Here is a 19,709-nt window from a genome sequence, read left to right as displayed (position 1 = left end):
CATCGATACCGTGCTTCACGGCATCAATGGCAGAATGATCTAGCTCTATCGACCCCAGAGCCCCGGGCTCGTCCGATGCCGAGCGATGTTCCGGCTGGCCCGGGGCGGGTGGTGCCGAGATCCTGCGCTGGGCGGTGTCCGCGCGTTGCTGTTGTTCGGGCCCGAACCCGTTACCTACGCCCCGTCCCTGGTCATCGACCAATCCGCGTGTGGACACCTGGCTGTCCAGCATCTCGTCGCCGCGGGGCACCACCGGCTGGCATGGCTGCGCCTGCGCCCCAGAGAGTCTCCGATCCAGGACGTGGTAGCCCACCGGCTCACGGCCGCCCGGGAAGCCGCGCTGAAGAACCGGGTGGAACTCGACGTCGTCGATATGGATGCGGATCCGCGCAGCCTGCGAGACTGGGCGCATGGACTGCGCCTGCGGTCCGAGGCCCCGACCGCCGCAATGACTTACGACGATCGCTTCGCCTTCGCCACCGTTCGCGCACTTGTCGATGCGGGATTGCGGGTGCCCGACGACATCGCGGTCGTGGGCGCCGACGACCACGACACCAGCGTGGTCTTCCTGCCGAGTATCATCACGATCTCCTTCGATGCGTCGAATATGGCAAACATCATCCTCGATGCGCTCGATCACGTGCGTGCTGGTGCGGCCGTCACAGTGGTCTCGGCTCCCGAACCACGGGTGATCCGCCGCGAACCAGCTGACCGGAGTACGTCGAGGCATTCCTCGACGCAGAAGACGCAGGCAATCTCGAAACAATTCGTTCCCTCCTCGACCCAGGGTTCGTCATGCACCAACTAATTCCTGCACCGGGCCGTAAAGTCGGCATCGGCAATCATGGACTCGCTGGCAGAGCCGTCCAGGACGGTCGCCGATCTGCATCACGACATCCGCACGTCGGTCGCCGAAGGTGACTATGTCGCGACATTCGTTTTCGTCGCCGGGCGGGATCTCGGCGACTGGCACGGACTGTCGGCCACCGGCAAGGAGTTCTGCACTCCGGAAATGCACCTGTTCCGCATCAACGATGGACCTCTGATCGAAATGTGGTCGCTGGCTCGATGATGCAGTTCGGGATGGAGATCGGCAGTACGACTATCGCCGCCCTCGGATCGACCGGGGCACACCACCAGCGGTGACGGGCGAACCGGTGATCGAAGCGACGTCAGATCGGGCGTTGCCCGGTCCGGTCCTCTCGACCTCGTGTCTGCCGAAGTGCCCGCGACAGCTTTCATGGCCGGTGAATCCTGCTGCTGGGAGGTGAATCGCGCAAACAGGGTCGCCGAGATGACCGGGACCTGTGCGCCGACCCCTGCGTTGTTGCACAGCAGGTGAACCGAGCCGAACTCGGCAAATGCCGTCTGCGCGAGGTTCGCTACCGATTGTTCGTCGGCCACATCGGTGAGGTGCCCGATTACTGTTGCACCGGCAGCTCTCAGTACGGCCATTGTGGTGTCCAGCGCGGCGCGGTCGATATCGGCCACCCCGACCTTCATTCCCCGGTCAGCGAACGCACCGGCCAGGGCGCGGCCGATTCCGCTCGCGCCGCCGGTTACGACCGCGACCCGTTCGTTCAGTTCTCGCATGTGATATCTCTCCTGGATGTTGCTGTTCCGCTCGGCCCGAGCGCGCTCCGGTTCGGGCTCGGCACCGCGTGCCCCCTGGCGCCCGACACCGGCCCGGGACCAAGAGAAGCGGTTGGTGTGGCGCTATCCGTGATGGGTTCCACCCGAAGTCCGGAGGGTAGGCGCGAATCAGTTCAGGCTCCCGATTCGGCGGGTTGCCGTATCGGGAGGCCGGCGGCGCGGTAGATGGCATCCATGACGACCATGTTCGCTACGCCATCGGCTGGATCGGTCGGGATCTGACTGCCGGTCCGGACCGAGTCGACGAATGCGGCCAGTTGGAACAGGTAGGTGTGCTGCCGGGTGAGCCTCTCGTGCCGCCATCGTGCACCGTGCCGAACCGAGATCCGATTCCAGAGCATGGGGGCGAATGGGTTGCTGATCCTGAGCTCTCCGTCGGTGCCGAGGACGCGTGCCCCGATGGCGAGTAACCGGTGTGACCACATCGATGCGGTCAATCGGCCGGTCGCTCCGTTCGGGAACTCCATGTCCGCTCGGATACTGCGATCGACCTGCGGTGTGTGGAGTACCGCCTGGGCTGCGGTGACACGAGGTTCTCCACCGAGCGTGCGAGACAGATGGACGGGGTAGCACCCCACCTCCATCAGAGCGCCGCCGCCCAGTGCGTATTGCCAGCGCGGGTTCCGGTTCGGGGGGTTCGGCGTGCACATCCACGCTTCGATCGACAGGATCTCGCCCAGCTCGCCCGACCGCACGATGGCAACAGCTTTCTCCGCAACCGGGTGGTAGCGGTAATGCATGCCTTCCATGACGACGCGATCGTGCCGTTGCGCGGCCACGGCCGCGACCGCTTGCGCCTCGAATGCGTTGGCGGCGAAGGGTTTCTCGACCAGTACATGTTTACCAGCGGCGACCGCTGTTCTCGTCCACATTCCGTGCAACGCGATCGGGAGTGGATTGTAGATCGCATCGATTCCGGGGTCGTCAACCATTTCGGCGTAGCTGTCGTGCACCACGGGGATGCCGTGTTTGTCGGCGAAGTGCCGGGCACGCTCCGGGTCTCGGGCGGCTATGGCGACCACTTCGATATCTGCAGTGGAAGCCGCAGGTGCGAGAACGGCTGCTGGTGTGATGGCTGCCGCACCGAGTACGCCTATCCTAGTGATCATCGACCGACTGGTGGCCGGTGGTGGCTGGGTCTGCTCATCAGAGGTAGGCGCCGACCATTTCCATTGAGCGGTCCCAGAGCTGTTGGGCGATATCGGGGTTGGATGCCTGCCGGTTCATGCTGCCGTGCGGGGTCATGCCGTCGAAATAGATGCCGCTGTAATCGGGCACCTGTGGACCGGAAGCCAGCCACACCAGCGGTTGCGATCCCTGCGCACCGGTCAACTGCTGGCTTCTCAGCCCTGGTATCCGCTGGAACAGACGCATCATCCAGGTATCGTGCGCGAAGTTGGTGGCGGTGGTATCGGCAGCGTTGTTGTCGCCCGGGACCGCGTCGGCGCCGGGCTCCGGGTGGAAGCTGAGCGCCGAGATGCCCGTGCCGCTCGTGTGCTGCGCGAGTTGCCGGGTTGTCATGATGTTCATGAGTTTGGTGGCGCAGTAGACCAGCCAGCCATTGCCGTAGCGGCGGTGGGTCCATTCGAGGTCGTCGATTCGGACCTTGGCGAAGCGGTTGGCGAAACTGGACGTGGCAATGACACGTACATCGGTTTCCTGCGCGGTCTCACGCAGCCGGGGCAGCAGTAATTGCGTCAGCAAGAAGCCCGCGAGGTGGTTGGCCTGGAAGGAGAGCTCGTGTCCGTCGACAGTCTCGACGCGTTCCGGAAATACTCCGCCCGCGTTGTTGGCCAGGACATCGATTCGGGGATACCGTTCCAACAGCTTGCCTGCCGCGCACCTGACTTGTCCGAGGTCGGCGAAATCGGCGACGACCGGCTCGGTGCCGAGTTCGGCTGCGACCGCTGCGGTTCGCTCAGGAGAGCGGCCGACCGCCACAACGGTGGCTCCGGCCGCCGCCAGACGTCGCGCGGCAGCCGCCCCGATTCCGGCACTCGCGCCGGTGATCACGATGGTCTTCTTGCTGATATCGGTGGGAATCAACGGATCCGACATGGTTGTCTCCTTGCCATCTTGGTTTCACAGGGATATGGGCAACTCGGACCGGATGTCGTGGACCGATCGTCCTATCCGGGTCAGGTAGTCACCGGGCTCAGTCACCCATTCCTGGTAGTCGACGGACCAGTGCTGGAGGGCGCGCAACGGGATCTCGACGGTGACGATTTCCGATGCCTCCGCCGGGAGGCGGACGACCGGTTGCCCGGCGAGCCACCACACCGGGCGTTCGACCGCGGAGTCCGAGGTTCGGGACAGATATACCTGGGCGACGTCTTTGCCGGCGCGCCCACCCACATTGCTGACAGTGATCCGTACGAGGAGGCCGTCGAGCCGACCGGCGGAATCAAGTCGAGTGGATACGGAGGGGTTAGAATAGGTCCAGTCCGGATAGCCGACTCCGGTCCCGAATCCCGCCGCTGGGGCCGGACCTCCCGTCTCGGCGCGGCGCAGCCATTCCCGGTACCCCACGTGCAACCCCTCGCTGTAGGTGAGGGTGCCGGCTGTTGGTTCGACCTGCCAGACCGGTACATCGTGGTGGTTCGCGGGCCACGTGGTAGGAAGGCGGCCGCCGGGCTCCCTGGCTCCGGTGAGTACATCGGCAATAGCGGACCCTATCTCCTGTCCACCGAACCAGGTGAGCAGCGTGGCCGCGGCGTCGTCGAGCCAGGGCATCACCACGGGTGCGCCCGAGTTCACCAGGACCACTGTTTTCGGGTTGGCCTCCACGATCCGGCGGACCAGCTCGTCTTGTCCCGGCGGCAGTTCCAGGGTCGCGCGGTCCATACCCTCCGATTCGAGTATGTCGGTGGTGCCGACGACTACAACGGCCACATCCGCGGTCGCCGCGGCAGCGACAGCGCGGCCGAGTTCTTGGTCGGCCGTGCCATACGGGTCGGTCACTCCCAAGGTGAACGAGACAGCGGGGAAGTCCAGCAGATCCGGGTCACGGCGATATCGCAGAACTAGATCGACTCGCTGGCCGGTCTCCAGCTCGCATCCGGCCCACCGCGTCGGCGGGTCGAGTAGCGTGGCCACGAGATCTCGATCGCCCGGCCCGATCTTCTCGGAGATGGTCGTGACTCCATCGATCCGAACCTCGAATCCACCCAAACCCGAGCAACCGAAGAAATGCTCTCCGCCCACCCGGGCGGTGAACACCGTCGTGACCTCGATGATCTCGGACTCGACGAGAACCGGATCGCCCAGCCAGAGCAGTCTTCCCGAGGCTCGTGATTCCTCGCGGACAACACCCTCGAACGCGTCGAGGAACCGGACTCGCAACCACCCCGGCGATCCGCTGTCGGGGTGGTCGATCTGTTCGCCGGTGAACGGCTGCAAAGCGGTGATGGATCGAAGCCCCATGGCGTAGTCGACCTGGTCGTTGCCAAACGCGGCCCGGATCCCCTCCAGCGGAGTGACGACCTTCTCCGGCGATACAGAGGCCGACCCACCACCTTGGATCCGGGGTAGAACCGCATGCTGACCGATCACAGCTATGCGCGGCTTCCAGTCGACGTCGAGTGGAAGCAGGCCGTCGTTGCGAATGAGCACCATGCTCTCGGCCGCAGCCTCCCGCAAGGTCGATGCCACCGATTCCCGGGTCCACGAGACCGGATACGCCACCGGTTTCGGAAATTCGGCCAGGGCACCGACTCGGGCAGCGAGCCGGAGCAGCCGGGTGACCTTGTCGTCGATCGCCTCCACAGTGACCCGGCCTGCACGGACCGCGTCGAGCAGCGCCTCGCCCCATGGCGCGTCCGGGCCGGGCATGACGAGGTCTTGTGCCGCTTCCGCTGAGGCTTCGGTGCTGTGGGTGGCGCTCCAATCGGAGATGACGACACCGTCGAAACCCCACTCCCGCTTCAGCGGATCCGAGAGAAGTGGGTTCTCCGACATATGGGCGCCGTCTACCTTGTTGTAGGCGCTCATCACCAGCCACGCGCCGCCTTCGGTCACCATACGTTCGAACGGTGCGAGGTAGACCTCCCGCAGCGTCCGTTCGTCCACGCGCACGTCGACTGTCATGCGTTCGGTTTCGGAGTCGTTGGTGACGAAATGTTTCGCGGTGGCGCCGATACCAGCGGATTGGATGCCGCGGACCATCGCGGTCCCGACGGCTCCACTCAAGTAAGGGTCTTCGGAGTAACATTCGAAATGCTGACCTCCGCGCGGGGTTCGGTGGATGTTCACCGTCGGCGCGAGTACGACATCGACGCCTTTACAGCGGGCTTCACCGGCCAGCAATTGCCCCAGTCGGAAGACCAGGTCTTCGTCCCAGGACGCGGCGATCCCTGTCGGGGATGGCAGAACTGCCGACGGAGCCCGCTCGTCGAGCGTCTGGCCGCGGATGCCCACCGGGCCGTCGGAGACCACCACCTGACGTAATCCGATGGCCGGCTCGTCGTGCAGAGTCCAGAAGGACGAACCTGTCAGCAGACGAATCTTCTGTTCGAGGTCGAGTCGGGCCACCAGACCGGTGATACGACTGTTCATGCCTATGCCTTTCCGTTATTGCTTTCAGCGGACCGAAGTAATCGGGAGCACCGCGACTGCGGCAATGACGGCGAATACGATGCCGACCAGGAACAACGGCCCGTACCCGCCGGCCAACGCGATCACCGCACCGGAGATCGCCGGTGCCAGCGTCTGCGGCAAGGACGCAGCGATGTTCATGACGCCCAGGTCCTTTGCGGCATCTTCCGAGGCTGGAAGCACCTCGGTGATCAGGGCGTTGTCGACCGCGGTGTAGCAACCGAAGCCGAGACCGAAGAGCGCGGTGTAGACAAACATTCCAGCGACGGTCGGCGCGAGGAACGGGACGATCATGCCCACGCCCATGACGGCGGTGGCCGCGATCACGAAGATCTTCCGCCGCCCGATCCGGTCGGATACGGGACCACTGACAACAATGGTCAGCAGTGTGGAAACGATCAGAGTCGCGCCGAGTGCAGGAACGAGATCCACGGCATCATCACCGAGTCCGATGTAGTCCTGCAGGATGTAGAGCTGGTAGCCGTACGTGCCGAAGAAACCGAGAAGCAGAAACAGTCGCGCAACGAACGCCCAGGCGAAATCGGGATGCTTTCGCGGATCCACCCAGAAGCTACGGAGCAACAGCGGCAACGAAAAGGTTCGCTGGGCTTCGGCGAGATTTGGCGCCTCCGGGTTGGCCAGTACTACCAGGACGATCACGAGGAGCGCGACCCCCGCGAGAACGAGATAGCCGCAACCCACATCGGAAGCCAGGGCGGCACCCATAACCTGTCCGACCATTCCGCCGACGAAGACACCGACGCCTACAACGGCGGAGAATGTGCCTCGCATGCGTCGCGGTGTGCGGTCGGGCAGTATCGCCGAGAGTGGACCCTGCACGATGTTGTAGGTGATCTGCACGCAGAACCACGCCACGACCAGCTGAAATACGGTGTTTGCCGCTGCCATCCCGAGCATGGACAACCCGCCGGTAAGCGCTCCAGTGAGCATCCACGGGCTGCGCTTGCCGAACCGGGTGCGGGTTCGATCGGACACCATCCCGGCAAGTGGCTGACAGACCATCGCGGCCACGGCTCCCACCGTGGTCACCAACGCGAGATTGGTCGCCTTCGACGCTTCATCGATCTGCTGGACCTGCAGCGGCAGAAGAACCGATGGTACGGCCCCCCAGATCAGCGAGATCGCCATGTTTCCGGCGGGCAGCGAAACGAGCAGCTTCCGTACAGTGCGTTTGTCGTGTGGTGGGTCGGATTCAGGGGCCGGATCGTCGATTGCATCAATGGCCGATGACACTGCGCTCCCCTAGAAAAGGGTGGTTACACGTGCAAGTGATGACACGTGTAACCATACGGAGTGTCCGCCCGGGATGCAACCGGTCGAGCATTCGTGATCTGGTGAGCAGATCCGGGTACGCTGACGGAGCAATGTTCACTCCACGCCCGCATAAACCAGCGACCAGCACCGATGTCGCGCACTTGGCGGGAGTTTCACGCGCAACCGTCTCCTACGTGTTGAACGACAAGCCCGACGCGCGGATTCCGGAGGAGACCCGTCAGCGGGTTCACGCGGCGGCGGTTCAGTTGGGTTACACACCTGACAGTCGCGCGCAGCGGCTGCGCAGCGGGGGGGTTGAAGGCCTACTCATACCTGCGCCGATTCTCGGTTTCGGCGGGGCGATGGACCGGGCGTTCGCGATGATCGCGCAGGATTCGCCCGGCGCGGAGTTGCCGACGATCGTGCACGCCGACCATGAGATCGGCGGGGTCGATGGGGCGCGGGTATGGGCCAGATACCGACCCGAAGCGGTGTTCGTGGAAAGCTCCCGCTGCGACGAGGACGCCACCGAGATTCTGCGTCTGGCCGGCGTGCGCGCATTGCTTCTGTTCGGCCCGGAGCCGGTAACCTATGCCCCGTCGCTGGTCATCGATCAAACCTCTTATGGCCACCTTGCCGTTCAGCATCTGGTGACCCGCGGACACCGCCGGTTGGTCTGGCTGCGTCCCACCGAGTCCTCGATCCAGACCCTGGTGGCTCACCGGCTCGCGGCGGCCGAGGAGGCTGCACTGAGAAACAGGGTGGTACTCGACGTCGTCGATATGGATGCCGATCCACTCAGCCTGCGAGACTGGGCCCATGGGCTGCGCTACCGGCCCGACGCTCCGACCGCGGCAATAGCCTATGACGATCGCTTCGCCTTCGCGGCCGTTCGAGCACTCGTCGACGCAGGGTTGCGGGTACCTGACGACATTGCGGTCATCGGTGCCGACGACTACGCCACCAGTGCAGTCTTCATACCGAGTATCACCACGATTTCCTTCGACGCATCGGATATGGCGAATGTCATCCTCGACGGGCTTGAACGTATGCGCGCAGGCGAGGTCATCACCGTGGTCCCGTCTCCCGAGCCGAGGGTGATCCGCCGGGAATCGAGCTGATCGCGTACCAGGGAGTGTGTCGGCTTCGGGCGCGGTGATCGAGCATTTCCTCGGGGCTCGTCGAAAACTCCTCAGATACCAGCGTTTCGGACGAGAGCGTCGGCCATCCGCGGGGATAGGGCGGAAATGAAACGCAGGGTACCCGCGTAGCTCGGGTACATCTCGACCGGACGATCGCGTACTGCGGCAAGGATCCACTGCACAGCGCGTTGTGGAGGCAACGCGGATCGTTCACCGTAGGCGAGGGTGGGTGCGATCATCGGGGTGCGCACAAGCGGGAATCCGATAATGGTCACGGCGATTCCGCTCCCGTGCAGCTGGCCCCCAAGCTCCGGCCGAAGGCGGACAGCGCGGCCTTGGACGCATGAGAGGCGGTGAACCTCGGCATGACCCCCGCCGCGGTACCCCAGGTGCCGATATTGATGATGTGGCCCTGATACGCGGCTCGCAGCGCGGGCAGGAGTGCCAAGATCAGCTGGACCGGTCCGAAAATAGTTGACCGCCATGGTCCGCTCGTAATCATGGGCACGGTCGGTGCCGTCCGAGGTCGCGCGCCGAATCGACCGGCCGGCGTTGTTTATCACTATGTCCGGTGTGCCGAATCGGCCGAGAACACCGGCAGCGAGGTTCGTGGACATCTTCGGCGCGACTCATATCACAAGGCGCGCTGCGGGCAGTGCCACCGTGCATGGCGATCGCCCGACACACCGCATCGAGTTTGTCTCGATCGCGGGCCACGGCAACGATCCGCGCGTTCGACTGCGGTCTGTTTGGCTGGTTTGCCTGCCCGGACCAATGCGATCGCTCGGGTCCGGAACTCGGTGGGGTAAGCGCGTGGCACGTGAATCAGCCTTTCGGTAAGGCTGTCAGTTAGCAACCCGAGCTGGAACCCAACCGGTGGGGCAGGTCATCTTGACGTGCCGATAGGCGAACCTGGAAGGAGGTCACCGTGCCCAAGCTCCATCCCGCGACAACGCCCGACAGCCCCTGTGGTAAAGCTTTCGCCACTGCATCACTTCCGTTTGCGGGTAGCCGAGGCGAGCACGGTCCGAGTTCAAGCCGCATTCGGCTCGGACCGGCTACCGGTAGTCTGGATAGCCTGCAGCCGTGCTCCACAGCGAAACCATCGAGGCCGGCCGACGGACTACTGCGGACCGGGCCGAAGGTGTTGGGTTGCCAGCCATTCCTCGTGCAGTTCGAAATGGTTGTCCGGTCGTTTGATCATGATTGCCTCGGCTTCCGCAAGGGTCGCCCCCGAGCTTTCGAGCTCCAGCGTCGCGCGGACAAAGACCTCTCTGTTCTCGGTCCCGGTGACCCATGCCCGGCCAATCAACGGCCAGCCCACCGGCACCGGACGGACGAATTTGACCGTGAGGGAACCGGTAACCCCGAATTGATCGCTCAGCTACCAGGGTGTGACCGACCAGTTCGTCCATCACTCCTGCCGTCCAGCCTCCGTGGGCTACTCGCGGGCCCCCTTCGTCCGCAGGAGAACACACCACATGACTGGTTACTACGCCATCGTCGCCCAGCCGTTCGCTGTCGATACCGAAACGGCACCGATTCAGCCGGCTGCAGCCATGGCACAGCTTCATGCCACCGGGCGACTCCGGCGCATGGAAGGGGGCCGGCGGATCGTATCGACCAACTGTCACGGACCGAGCCACGGACTCCGTGGTCCGGCCGCTGCCCTCGACACCCGTTTCCGACACATGAATCCCTTCGTCGATATCGAATGCCCGACTCCCGCAACCGAGCGGTCGAGCATGTGCTGAGCAATCCGCGCAGCTACGGCCGATAGACAGCCACGGCTGTCGAATCCGCGCTGCTCGACGGCGATGGCGCCGGCACGACAGCCCGCAGACAGCTCCAGCGCGGCGGTCCGCACCGCAAACCCATCGTGGACGACGACCTGGTGATCGTGCTATCGGAATGGGCCGACACCGCCTCGCCGAAGATCACCGAGGGCGTGGTCGTCAGAGAACCAGAAGATCTCGTGCCGGTAAGTCTGGCGGTATCGGCGGCGCGACGCTATCCCCGGAACTTACTGGGCTACGACGAAGAGGCCACCAAGAAACTCACCGAAGAAGCAGTGAACCTGTCCATTCCAGCGAAGAATGGCAGTTTGTGGGACGCCTTGGCCGCCGCGTTCCAAACCGAATTCGACACCACGATCGGCAAAGCCGGTTTCGCCAAGGAACTACTCGGGATCCTTGAGGACTCCGAAGGTGGCACCCGTCCGGCCGGGGCACCCGCGTTGGATGAAACCTTTTCGGCGCTGCTTGAGCGGCTTTCCGACACGCTGCGGCTGGCGCGCGACCGAGAGAACGACCAGCGACGCGACAACCGGCTGGACAGAATCATCGAGATCTTCCTTGCCGACCACGCCACCGGCTGCAGCAGAGACCATGCGGCGGTCACCCTCGCCGAATCGACGCCGCGGTTGACGACACCACCGCTGGCGACGTCATTCGCGCCACGAGCGCACGAATGCGCCGAGACTTCAAACTCCTCGCCCAGCCGCTGAACAAGATCGACAACTTCGAGGTGTTCCTTGAGGCTCTCAAGAATCTCCGCCACCTCCCGCGCCTCCATGACCAAGGAGTTCTGCGCGCCGCGGAATGAAGCGATCACCGGCCGCAAGTGTGGCCGCCGACGTCAAAGCACGCCATCACTTCCGAAGGCGTGCAGCACACGACCGATGTGATGAACGCCCAGATCGGCGTCTTATTCGTGCTCATCACCATCGGCTCGCGCCCCACGCTGCGCGTAGAAACCGCCGACAAGCGCCGTAGGCCTGCCTTTGAGCGCCGGATTCGGCTCCAAGAACCTCAGGAATGAACTCGTTGAAGGTTGGAGCCTCAACGGGACTTGCTCAGCCGGCGCGCAGACCACTCCACCCCTATCTGTACGGCCAATGCAAAAGTCTCGGCAAAAATCTGCTGACAGCTACAAGAATCCGTGCTCGGGGAGGGATCAGAAAACTGCTCTTGCGATAAGTGTGCACACATTTGGTGCGCATACCGTTACCGTATACATTCCGGTGGCTTCCTCCCTTCCGTATTCACGGCGTTCCAACTCTGTATTGGGTTCGGGCCAGGACTGCTGCCTGTTGGCCACTACGAGCGATTCATGGAAAGAAACCCCCGAGGAGGCTGGGCGGCGGCATCACTGCTTCCTCGAAGTGCTTGCTCACGTCGGGTCGGCTGTGCATGCGGAGTGCGGGAGACCAGCGCAGGCTGCCGGCGTCCGCCTCAGTTGCAGCCCGACCCGCATGCGAGGAGGGTTGGAGCGCGAGTGTGGACATCTGGGTAGGCGTCGCCGATTGGGCGCGCTTGACCGAGCCTCCGCAGCAATCAGGTGTCGACGAAATGTGGGATCTGTTGTCCCCTTCTTCCCGATTCTTATGACTTCCTCAATTCGCACGGCCACCTACCCATCGAGTCCGAATCCGATTCCATGCCTACTCCGCGGTTCGACCTCGTCGAGGACGGGGTGCTGCGCTGGCCGACCATCGCCGATCCATGCTTTGCCAGAGGCGTATTCCGCGGGGTCGGAGCCAGCGGTTCGCACAAGACCCACTTCTATCTGCGGAACCTGGTGGAAGCGTGCCGACGCACCGAGAGAGGTGATGGAGCCGTTGGACGCCTGGCTCAGCCGCCTACTCCCCGACAAGGGAGGCGACGAACTGGCCGCCGTGACTTCCTGCAGCGCCAAGGGCGTCTACGCCGGCGAGATCTGCACGCTGCGCCGCTGGCTGCGGGACAGGGAACGCAGCGATCGGAACCGCAGTGATGAGCAGTGGGGCCGACAGCCGTTCGACGAGGGCGTGAGCGCGGTCGAGCTCGGCATTCGCACGCCATGGAATGGCTACGTCATCGGCGAGTGCCCCGGAAGGAGGTCGCGGGTGCGCCGGTATAGAACCAGGTAAGAGAAGACCAGTTCGGCGGCGGCGAAACCCATTGCGAGCATGATGATCACGGACGGGCCCGAGTCATTGGACGGCATCGGGTTGGATGCTGCCCCATGGACGTGAGGTCCCCCACCCGGCAGATGAATTGCAAGCATGAGGAGCGCCATCAGCGCGGACGCCGCATAATGCCTCGGCGCCGGACTATTCCACAGGTGTGCGCTGCACAGAAGGCACCCGGCAACCAGGGCGACGGTGACAACATCGGCGAGAGGGCTCGTGTGGTTTCCGATTATCGCGGTATGGATTGCCGCGGAACAGATTCCGATCAGGGCGATTGCCCTACCCGGCACGTCGACACCGCTATCGCGGAGGGGCACATCCGACCTCCTTTGCTCGTCATGGCTCGGCGCGGGTGAATCGCCGAAGTTGCCATCCACAAAATCTATGATTGGATACAATCACAGATCAATCGGATACTTCAAGCGGTACGGGCCGGATAGCCCCGGGCGACGACCGGCCCGGGCAGAGGAGGCGTGGTGCTCCAGCACGAGGACAACGAGAAACTGACGCGGACCGGACCGGACGCGCCACTGGGACGCCTGCTGCGCTCCTACTGGCAGCCCGCGGCGCTGGTGTCCGAACTACCCGAGGACCGTCCGGTCAAGGCGATCCGGATCATGAGCGAGGACCTGGTGCTCTTCCGGCGGCCCGACGGCGGTTGGGCCCTGGTATCCCGGTTCTGCGCACATCGCGGCGTCGATCTCTCGTACGGCCGGCTCGAGGACGGGGGCCTGCGCTGTCTCTACCACGGCTGGTTGTACGGCGCCGACGGACAATGCCTGGAGCAGCCCGCCGAGCCCGCGCACAGTTCTTTTGCCGCCCGGGTACGTATCGCCGGCTACCCGTGCGCGGAGCGCAACGGCATCATCTTCACCTATATGGGCGCGGGCGACCCCCCGCCGTTCCCCGAATTCGACTGTTTCACGGCTCCGGACGAGTACACCTTCGCGTTCAAAGGTCTGTGGGAGTGCAATTGGCTCCAGGGCCTCGAAGGCGGTATCGACCCGAGCCATGTGTCGTTCCTGCACCGCTTCGTCGGGGCGGACCCGCGTGAGGTCTACGGACAGCAGTTCAGCGAGGAAGTCGAGGGAACCGGGCGCAAGCTTTCCGAACTGGTCGGCGACAGCCACCGTCCGGATATAGAGGTCGAGGAGGTGGACCACGGGCTGCGGGTCTTCGCGGTCCGGCGGCTGACGGAAGAGATCGCGCACGTCCGCGTCACCAATCTGATGTTCCCGAACGCCTTCGTGGTCCCGTTCGGGAACTCGAAGGTGTTCACGCAGTGGCATGTTCCCGTCGACGACGAGAACCACTACTGGTTCATGATCTTCTACGACTTCGCCGAGCAGACCGACAAGGAAACACTGCTGGCCCAACGCCTCGCCGAGGTCACCCTGCCCGACTACCGCCCCGTCCGCAACCGGCGCAACGACTGGGGCTACGACCCGTCCGAGCAGCGGAGCCTGACCTATACGGGTATGGGTCTGGATATCAATGTGCACGACCAGTGGGCCGTCGAATCGATGGGCCCGATCCAGGACCGCACCCGGGAACGTCTCGGTGTCTCCGACCGCGCCGTGACGGCCAACCGGCGGATGCTGTTGCGCGCGTTGAAATCCTTCGAATCCGGTGGCCGCGCTCCGGCGACTGTGACGACCGCCGCCGAGGCCGCGAACCTGCGCGGGCCGCGGGCGGTCGACACGATTGCACCCGCCGGGCACTGGGAACGGCACTGGCGGGAACGCGAAAGCAGTCGGCGCGCCCGATCGCCCTGGGCCACACCGATCGACGCGGCGGACCCGGCCGCCGCGGCCGGCAGCGGCGATGCGTAACCCGGACGCCCGGCCGTACGCGGAGGGTGGACGGGGCCCGAGCGCTCGGCCACTTCTTGCCGCGGATCGGGGCGGATTCGTCGATCGGCACGGCCTGTGGAGCGAGACGGACCACGCCGCGGCCGGACAGCTGCGCCGGGTCGTCGACGAGACCGGTATCGAAATGGTCCGTTTCGCCTTCGTCGACCAGCACGGCATCCTGCGGGGTAAGACGATGACCCGGCAGGCGGTGCGCGGGGTGCTGCGGTCGGGTCTGACGGCACCGTCCAGCCTCCTGCTCAAGGACACCTCCGGCCGGTCGGTGTTCGATGTGTTCGCGGCGGACACGGGCGTCGGGATACCGGGGCTCGGCGGTGCCGGAGATATCGTCATGGTCCCGGTCCCGAGCACGTTCCGGGTGTTGCCGTGGACGCGGCGCACCGGCTGGATGCTGTGCGATCTGTACTTCCCCGACGGCAGGCCGGTCCCGCTCAGTCCACGCGAGATCCTCCGGCGCCAGGAGGTGCGCCTCGCGGAGGCGGGGTACACGCTGACCGCCGGTGCCGAACTCGAATTCCACGTCTTCCGCGCCGATTCCGGAGGTCTGGACGCGGATCAGGTCGGAGTACCGGGCACACCGGGCCGGCCGGTGCCGGTGTCCCCGACGAGCACCGGCGCCCAGCTGCTGCACGAGGAGGGCCTGGACTCGCTCGACGAGCTGGTGCAGGTGTTGTACGACGGTCTGGTCGGCGTCGATCTTCCCCTGCGGTCGATCGAGCTCGAATTCGGCCCGAGCCAGCTGGAGATCACCCTGGCACCCGGCGGCCCGATGAAAACGGCCGACGATGTCGTGCTCGCCCGCTCCGTGATCCGCCAGCTGTGCCGCCGGCACGGCTACCGGGCGACATTCATGTCCCGGCCCGCGGGCGCGCAGTCTGCGTCGACGGGCTGGCATCTGCACCAATCGCTGCACCGGATCGCCGACGGCGGGCCCGCGTTCCCGGCCGCGCAGGGCAGCGGCACCCTGTCGCCGGTGGGGATGTGCTACCTGGCCGGTCTCCTCGACCATGCCGGCGCGGCCACCGCCTTCGCGACCCCGACCGTGAACGGCTACAAGCGCTACCTGCCCTACTCACTGGCACCGGACGCGGTGGTCTGGGGGCTGGACAACAAGGGTGCGATGATCCGGGTCGTCGGCAGCGCCGGTGATCCGGACACCCGGCTCGAGAACCGGTCGGGTGAGCCGGCCGCCAATCCGTACCTGTACCTCACGTCGCAGATCGTCAGCGGGTTGGACGGCATCGCCCGGGGTCTCGACCCGGGTCCGCCGACGGAGAACCCGTACGCCCCCGGCAGTACCCGGCTACCGCGATCGCTGGGTGCCGCCCTCGACGCCCTGGCGGCGGATCCGGTGTTCGCGACGGCCCTCGGCACCGAGGTGACGAACTGGTACAGCACCCTCAAGCGGTCCGAGTTCGCGCGCTACCTCGCCCATGTCTCCGACTGGGAACAGCGTGAATATCTCGGACTGTTGTGACCGGCACTCCGATACTCCACAGCACACCGAAGTTTCCGGGCTCACCGAGAGCCGGAGCCGGGCGACACCCCCGCGAAACATTCCCGAACCACACTCGGACACGTACCACCCACGGGCGACCCGGTCGCCGCCGAAAGCAGGAACCATGCGCATCTACGACATATCCCTCCCCATCCACCCGGATATGCTGCACTGGGGCAAACAGCCCGAAGTGACCCACGTCGAGACCATCGCAGGCGGTGATGCCTCGAACGTCACCCGCTGGTTGATCGGATCGCATACCGGCACCCATATCGATGCGCCCCTGCATTTCCGGGACGGCCTGCAGCCGGTCGACGAGATACCGATGGACACCCTGGTCGGTCCGGCCGTCGTCCTCGACCTCGTGGGGGTGAACGGCCAGATCGGCGCGGCCGAACTCGATGCGGCCGGGCTCGGCCGGCACGAAAGGGTGATCCTCAAGACCGTCAACTCCTCGGACGACGGCGCCCTTCGGGCCGCCGCGAAGCCCAGCGAATGGGTCGGGCTCGCGCCCGACGGCGCCGCCCTGCTGCGGGCGCGCGGGGTGAAAATCGTCGCGATCGACTACCTGACGATCGAATCGCCCGAGCACACCGTCGAGTGGGACACCCACCACGCACTGCTACCGCACGGTGTGATCATCCTGGAGGGCCTCGACCTGCGCGAGGTCGCGGCCGGAGAGTACGAGATGATCTGTCTACCGCTCAAACTGCAGGGCAGCGAGGCGGCGCCCGCGCGGGCCGTTCTCGTACAACGATGACGGGCCCGGCCGGTGTCGCGGTCGCGACTCCCCACCGGGAGGCCACCGCGGCGGCCGCCCGCACCGTCGAGGGGGGCGGCAACGCGATCGACGCGGCCGTGGCCGCGGCGGCCGTACTGACCGTCGTGTACCCGCACCAGTGTTCGCTCGGCGGAGATCTGCTCGCCGTGGTCCGGGAGCCGGACGGCGCGGTCGGTGCGGTGCTTTCGGCCGGTGCCGCAGCGGCGTCCCTCGACGTGGATGCCGTCCGCGCCGAGCATGCGCGGACGCCCGGACGTGGTCCGCTGACCGTGACTGTGCCCGGCGTCGTCGCGGGGTGGCGGGAACTGGTAGGCCGCGGCGCGGCACGACCCCTGTCGGAGGCGCTGGAAACGGCCGCGGAGATCGCCGAACACGGCACCCGGGTATCGCCGGGGTTGCGGCGCGCACTGCTCGCCCATGCCGCGGTCCTGGCCCGCGACCCCGGGGCCGCCGACCTCTTCTTCGACAACGGCGCGCCGTTGGCCGAGGGGGCGCTGTGGCGTCAACCGGCGCTGGCCGCGACCTTACGTCAGCTCGCCGCGGACCCCGCCGACTTCTACACCGGCCGGGTGGCGCATGCGCTGGCCGACGGACTCGGGCGCCTCGGCAGCCCGTTGACCGGGGACGACCTTGCGGCCCATCGCGCAGAGGTGACCGCCGCGCTCACCCATCGGATCGACGATGTCACCTGGTATGCCGCGCCGGCACCCAGCCAGGCCGCGGCGCTGCTCGCGGTGCTGGGCGACAGTGCGCGCCGCCGGGCGGCCGATCTGGTGGCCCGCGGGGTCCGGGTGGCCGCGGCCCGCGATGCCCTACTTGCCGATCCCCAGGTGGTACCGGTGGACATCGCACGATTCTTCGCGGCGGCCGACGGGTCGGAAGTGTTCGCCACGACAACCGGCCCGGGCGCGCCGAAGCCGGCCGGCGACACGGTCGCGGTCACCGCCGTCGACACCGACGGCCGCGCGATCACACTGATCCAGAGTGTCTTCCAGAGCTTCGGATCCGGACTCGTCGAACCACAGACCGGGATCGTGCTGCACAGCCGCGGGTCGGCCTTCTCACTCGACCCGCGGCATCCGGCGTTCCTCCGCCCGGGGGCCCGGCCGCCCCACACGCTGAGCCCGGTGCTCGCGGTGACCGAGGCCGGGGTTCTCGCCCTCGGGTGCCAGGGCGGGCGCGCTCAACCGTGGATTCTCGCGCAGGTCGCCGGCGACCTGGCCGACCCGGCGACCACCGATCTGCGTGCGGTCCTGGCCCGCGACCGCTGGGTCTTCGGCGGTGTGGATATCGGACGAGACCGCCCGGCGCTCGTCACCGAATCGGCCGAGGTGGACCCGTCGCTCGCGGCGGCCGCGCACGCGGCCGGGCTGGCCGTCTCGGGTCGCGGCGCCCGGTGGGACGAAGCCGGACACGTGCAGGTGTGCCGGCTCACCGGCGCACAACTGTCCGCGGCGTCGGATCCGCGGGCCGACGGCGCGGCACTCGTCGTCCGGCGATGAGCCGGGTCGTGGTCGTCGGTCTCGGACCGGCCGGAATCATTGCGAGCGCCGTCCTCGCGGGAGCCGGTCATGGCGTCGTCGCGCTGCAGACCGACGGTGGTGCCGGACGCTGCGCGCTGGTCTCACCGGCACCGACGGTCCGCCGGCGGGCCGGTGAACAAGCCGTCGCCGCATCGGCGCCACCCGACGGTGTCGACGGTGTCGGCGGGTCGAAACTGTCTGCCGCACCGCAGAGTTACCGGCTCGATCCCTGGGTGCTCCGAGCACGTTCCCGCACCCACGCCCGGTACGGTCCGGAGGCACCACCGGCAGGTACGGATCTGGCCGACTGGCCGATCGAACCGGCGGAACTCGACGAATTCCACCGCAAGGTGGAGCGAGTGATGTCCGTCGGAGTACGGGCGGCGACGCCGTGGACCGGCAAGATGTCCGCCGCGGCCGCCGGCCTGGGCTGGGACCCGTTTCCGGCACCGGCCGCGGCGATCGCGGACTGCAGCGTGCTACTCGACCGCAGGCGTGTCGAGGTGCGCGAAGGTGCGATTGCGCGGGAGATCGAGACCGACTCCACCGGTTCGGTGACAGGTGTCCGGATAGTTCTCGGCGGGCGCCACGAGCGCATCGGCTGCGACGCCGTGGTCGTCGCCGCAGCGGTGGTCCCGACCGTACGGTTGTTGCTGATGTCCGGAATCGACGGCAACGATCAGGTAGGGCGCCATTTCATGGCCCACAACTGCTTCGTCGCGCACGGCTGGTTTCCGGATGTCGATCTGGGCCGTGACGCAGGCGGCCCGGCGCAGGCCACCGCGGTCGCCGAGTTCGACGGCGACGCCTTCGATCACACGGGACTGGGCTTTCTCGGCGGGTCGGTCCTCCAGGCCGCGATGACCGGACCGCGCACCGACGGGTGGCGCGACGCGGTGGCCCGTGAGCTGCCACCCGATCTCGCCGGGCCCGCGCGGGCCGCGGAGTGGGTTCACGCGCAGCAGCACTCGATCGGCACCGTATGGGCACAACCGGACCAGCTGCCGCGCGAGGTGAACCGCATCGATCTCGACCCGGACACGACGGACCCGCTCGGCCGCCCGGTGGCCCGGCTGACGCTGGATCTGGCCGACGACGATCGGGCCCGCGCGAAATTTCTCGGTGCCCGGATGTGTGCCTGGCTGGAAGCCGCGGGCGCGAGATGGGTGTGGGTCACCGAACTGCGACCGCAACCGCTGGGCACACACCTGTACGGCGGGGCGCGCATGGGTACCGACCCGGCGAGGTCGGTGGTCGACGGGTACGGACGGTGTCATACGGTGCGCGGCCTGGTGGTGGTCGGCTCGTCGACCTTCCCCGGAACCGGTGGGCGTGGTCCGGTGCAGACGGTCGAGGCGCTGGCCTGGCGTTCGGCGCAGCGACTCGCGCAGGACCTGTCGTGAGGGCACCGGCATTCATCG

Annotated in this window: 17 protein-coding genes and 1 pseudogene; 11 read left to right on the top strand and 7 right to left on the bottom strand. The window is 66.2% G+C overall.

The genetic code is table 11. The features are described from left to right. Positions 1-85 precede the first annotated feature (85 nt). Both ACWEWT_RS27225 and ACWEWT_RS27220 read left to right on the top strand, forming a co-directional pair. A complete protein-coding gene (locus ACWEWT_RS27225; protein ID WP_452563095.1) occupies positions 86-808 on the top strand; it encodes a substrate-binding domain-containing protein in 723 nt (240 codons plus the stop codon). Between the two features lie 3 nt (positions 809-811). Then, the gene (locus ACWEWT_RS27220; protein ID WP_452563104.1) at positions 812-1,072 is read left to right on the top strand and encodes an ester cyclase; all 261 of its coding nucleotides are present in this window, start codon (positions 812-814) and stop codon (positions 1,070-1,072) included. Positions 1,073-1,302: 230 nt separating this feature from the next. Here the strand turns inward: ACWEWT_RS27220 and ACWEWT_RS27215 are convergent. From ACWEWT_RS27215 to ACWEWT_RS27195, 5 genes and pseudogenes are all read right to left on the bottom strand, one after another. After that, positions 1,303-1,593, bottom strand: a pseudogene (locus ACWEWT_RS27215) (SDR family NAD(P)-dependent oxidoreductase); the annotation flags it as partial. A 173-nt stretch (positions 1,594-1,766) separates the two neighbouring features. Next, on the bottom strand, positions 1,767-2,762 hold the full coding sequence (locus tag ACWEWT_RS27210) for a Gfo/Idh/MocA family protein (RefSeq protein WP_452563093.1): 996 nt from the start codon (positions 2,760-2,762) through the stop codon (positions 1,767-1,769). A 37-nt stretch (positions 2,763-2,799) separates the two neighbouring features. Next, positions 2,800-3,711, bottom strand: a complete 912-nt coding sequence (locus ACWEWT_RS27205) for an SDR family NAD(P)-dependent oxidoreductase (RefSeq protein WP_452563091.1) — start codon at positions 3,709-3,711, stop codon at positions 2,800-2,802. 24 nt (positions 3,712-3,735) lie between these two features. Beyond that, on the bottom strand, positions 3,736-6,207 hold the full coding sequence (locus ACWEWT_RS27200) for a beta-glucosidase (RefSeq protein ID WP_452563089.1): 2,472 nt from the start codon (positions 6,205-6,207) through the stop codon (positions 3,736-3,738). Positions 6,208-6,231: 24 nt separating this feature from the next. After that, positions 6,232-7,500, bottom strand: a complete 1,269-nt coding sequence (locus ACWEWT_RS27195) for an MFS transporter (protein WP_452563087.1) — start codon at positions 7,498-7,500, stop codon at positions 6,232-6,234. Between ACWEWT_RS27195 and ACWEWT_RS27190 the strand changes: the two genes are divergently transcribed. Further along, complete coding sequence (locus tag ACWEWT_RS27190; protein ID WP_452563085.1) at positions 7,494-8,642, top strand: LacI family DNA-binding transcriptional regulator; 1,149 nt, start codon at positions 7,494-7,496, stop codon at positions 8,640-8,642. The two genes, ACWEWT_RS27195 and ACWEWT_RS27190, sit on opposite strands and share 7 nt — an antisense overlap. Before the next feature lie 71 nt (positions 8,643-8,713). Here ACWEWT_RS27190 and ACWEWT_RS27185 read toward each other — a convergent pair whose 3' ends face one another. Then, positions 8,714-8,938, bottom strand: coding sequence for a hypothetical protein (locus tag ACWEWT_RS27185; RefSeq protein WP_452563083.1), 225 nt, complete (start codon positions 8,936-8,938; stop codon positions 8,714-8,716). Positions 8,939-9,786: 848 nt separating this feature from the next. After that, entirely contained in the window at positions 9,787-9,987 is a 201-nt protein-coding gene (locus tag ACWEWT_RS27180) for a hypothetical protein (protein WP_452563102.1), read from the bottom strand. Positions 9,988-10,542: 555 nt separating this feature from the next. Here ACWEWT_RS27180 and ACWEWT_RS27175 point away from each other — a divergent pair. From ACWEWT_RS27175 to ACWEWT_RS27140, 8 genes are all read left to right on the top strand, one after another. Beyond that, complete coding sequence (locus tag ACWEWT_RS27175; RefSeq protein ID WP_452563081.1) at positions 10,543-11,169, top strand: hypothetical protein; 627 nt, start codon at positions 10,543-10,545, stop codon at positions 11,167-11,169. A gap of 179 nt (positions 11,170-11,348) precedes the next feature. Continuing rightward, the gene (locus ACWEWT_RS27170) at positions 11,349-11,483 is read left to right on the top strand and encodes a hypothetical protein (protein WP_452563079.1); all 135 of its coding nucleotides are present in this window, start codon (positions 11,349-11,351) and stop codon (positions 11,481-11,483) included. A gap of 799 nt (positions 11,484-12,282) precedes the next feature. Further along, positions 12,283-12,573, top strand: a complete 291-nt coding sequence (locus ACWEWT_RS27165; RefSeq protein ID WP_452563077.1) for a hypothetical protein — start codon at positions 12,283-12,285, stop codon at positions 12,571-12,573. 518 nt (positions 12,574-13,091) lie between these two features. Next, positions 13,092-14,447, top strand: coding sequence for a Rieske 2Fe-2S domain-containing protein (locus tag ACWEWT_RS27160; RefSeq protein WP_452563075.1), 1,356 nt, complete (start codon positions 13,092-13,094; stop codon positions 14,445-14,447). Then, positions 14,440-15,963 carry a glutamine synthetase family protein gene (locus tag ACWEWT_RS27155; protein ID WP_452563073.1) on the top strand — a complete coding sequence of 508 codons (1,524 nt, stop codon included), beginning with the start codon at positions 14,440-14,442 and terminating at the stop codon, positions 15,961-15,963. Before ACWEWT_RS27160 ends, ACWEWT_RS27155 begins: the two co-directional genes overlap by 8 nt. 145 nt (positions 15,964-16,108) lie before the next feature. Beyond that, complete coding sequence (locus tag ACWEWT_RS27150; RefSeq protein WP_452563071.1) at positions 16,109-16,744, top strand: cyclase family protein; 636 nt, start codon at positions 16,109-16,111, stop codon at positions 16,742-16,744. Further along, positions 16,741-18,267, top strand: a complete 1,527-nt coding sequence (locus ACWEWT_RS27145) for a gamma-glutamyltransferase (protein WP_452563069.1) — start codon at positions 16,741-16,743, stop codon at positions 18,265-18,267. Before ACWEWT_RS27150 ends, ACWEWT_RS27145 begins: the two co-directional genes overlap by 4 nt. Next, the gene (locus ACWEWT_RS27140) at positions 18,264-19,691 is read left to right on the top strand and encodes a GMC oxidoreductase (protein WP_452563067.1); all 1,428 of its coding nucleotides are present in this window, start codon (positions 18,264-18,266) and stop codon (positions 19,689-19,691) included. Before ACWEWT_RS27145 ends, ACWEWT_RS27140 begins: the two co-directional genes overlap by 4 nt. Positions 19,692-19,709: the final 18 nt, after the last annotated feature.

It is taken from the genome of Nocardia sp. NPDC003963 (genome assembly GCF_053605105.1).
The sequence above is the reverse complement of the archived record's forward strand: the minus strand, read 5'-3'. Positions and strand labels throughout refer to the sequence as shown.

What these genes read in the sequence shown, in the direction of transcription:
- ACWEWT_RS27225 (WP_452563095.1), top strand. Translation starts at nt 86, where the DNA reads ATGTTCCGGCTGGCCCGGGGCGGGTGGTGCCGAGATCCTGCGCTGGGC.
- ACWEWT_RS27210 (WP_452563093.1), bottom strand. Translation starts at nt 2,762, where the DNA reads ATGATCACTAGGATAGGCGTACTCGGTGCGGCAGCCATCACACCAGCA.
- ACWEWT_RS27205 (WP_452563091.1), bottom strand. Translation starts at nt 3,711, where the DNA reads ATGTCGGATCCGTTGATTCCCACCGATATCAGCAAGAAGACCATCGTG.
- ACWEWT_RS27200 (WP_452563089.1), bottom strand. Translation starts at nt 6,207, where the DNA reads ATGAACAGTCGTATCACCGGTCTGGTGGCCCGACTCGACCTCGAACAG.
- ACWEWT_RS27190 (WP_452563085.1), top strand. Translation starts at nt 7,494, where the DNA reads ATGACACTGCGCTCCCCTAGAAAAGGGTGGTTACACGTGCAAGTGATG.
- ACWEWT_RS27170 (WP_452563079.1), top strand. Translation starts at nt 11,349, where the DNA reads ATGAACGCCCAGATCGGCGTCTTATTCGTGCTCATCACCATCGGCTCG.
- ACWEWT_RS27155 (WP_452563073.1), top strand. Translation starts at nt 14,440, where the DNA reads ATGCGTAACCCGGACGCCCGGCCGTACGCGGAGGGTGGACGGGGCCCG.
- ACWEWT_RS27150 (WP_452563071.1), top strand. Translation starts at nt 16,109, where the DNA reads ATGCGCATCTACGACATATCCCTCCCCATCCACCCGGATATGCTGCAC.
- ACWEWT_RS27145 (WP_452563069.1), top strand. Translation starts at nt 16,741, where the DNA reads ATGACGGGCCCGGCCGGTGTCGCGGTCGCGACTCCCCACCGGGAGGCC.
- ACWEWT_RS27140 (WP_452563067.1), top strand. Translation starts at nt 18,264, where the DNA reads ATGAGCCGGGTCGTGGTCGTCGGTCTCGGACCGGCCGGAATCATTGCG.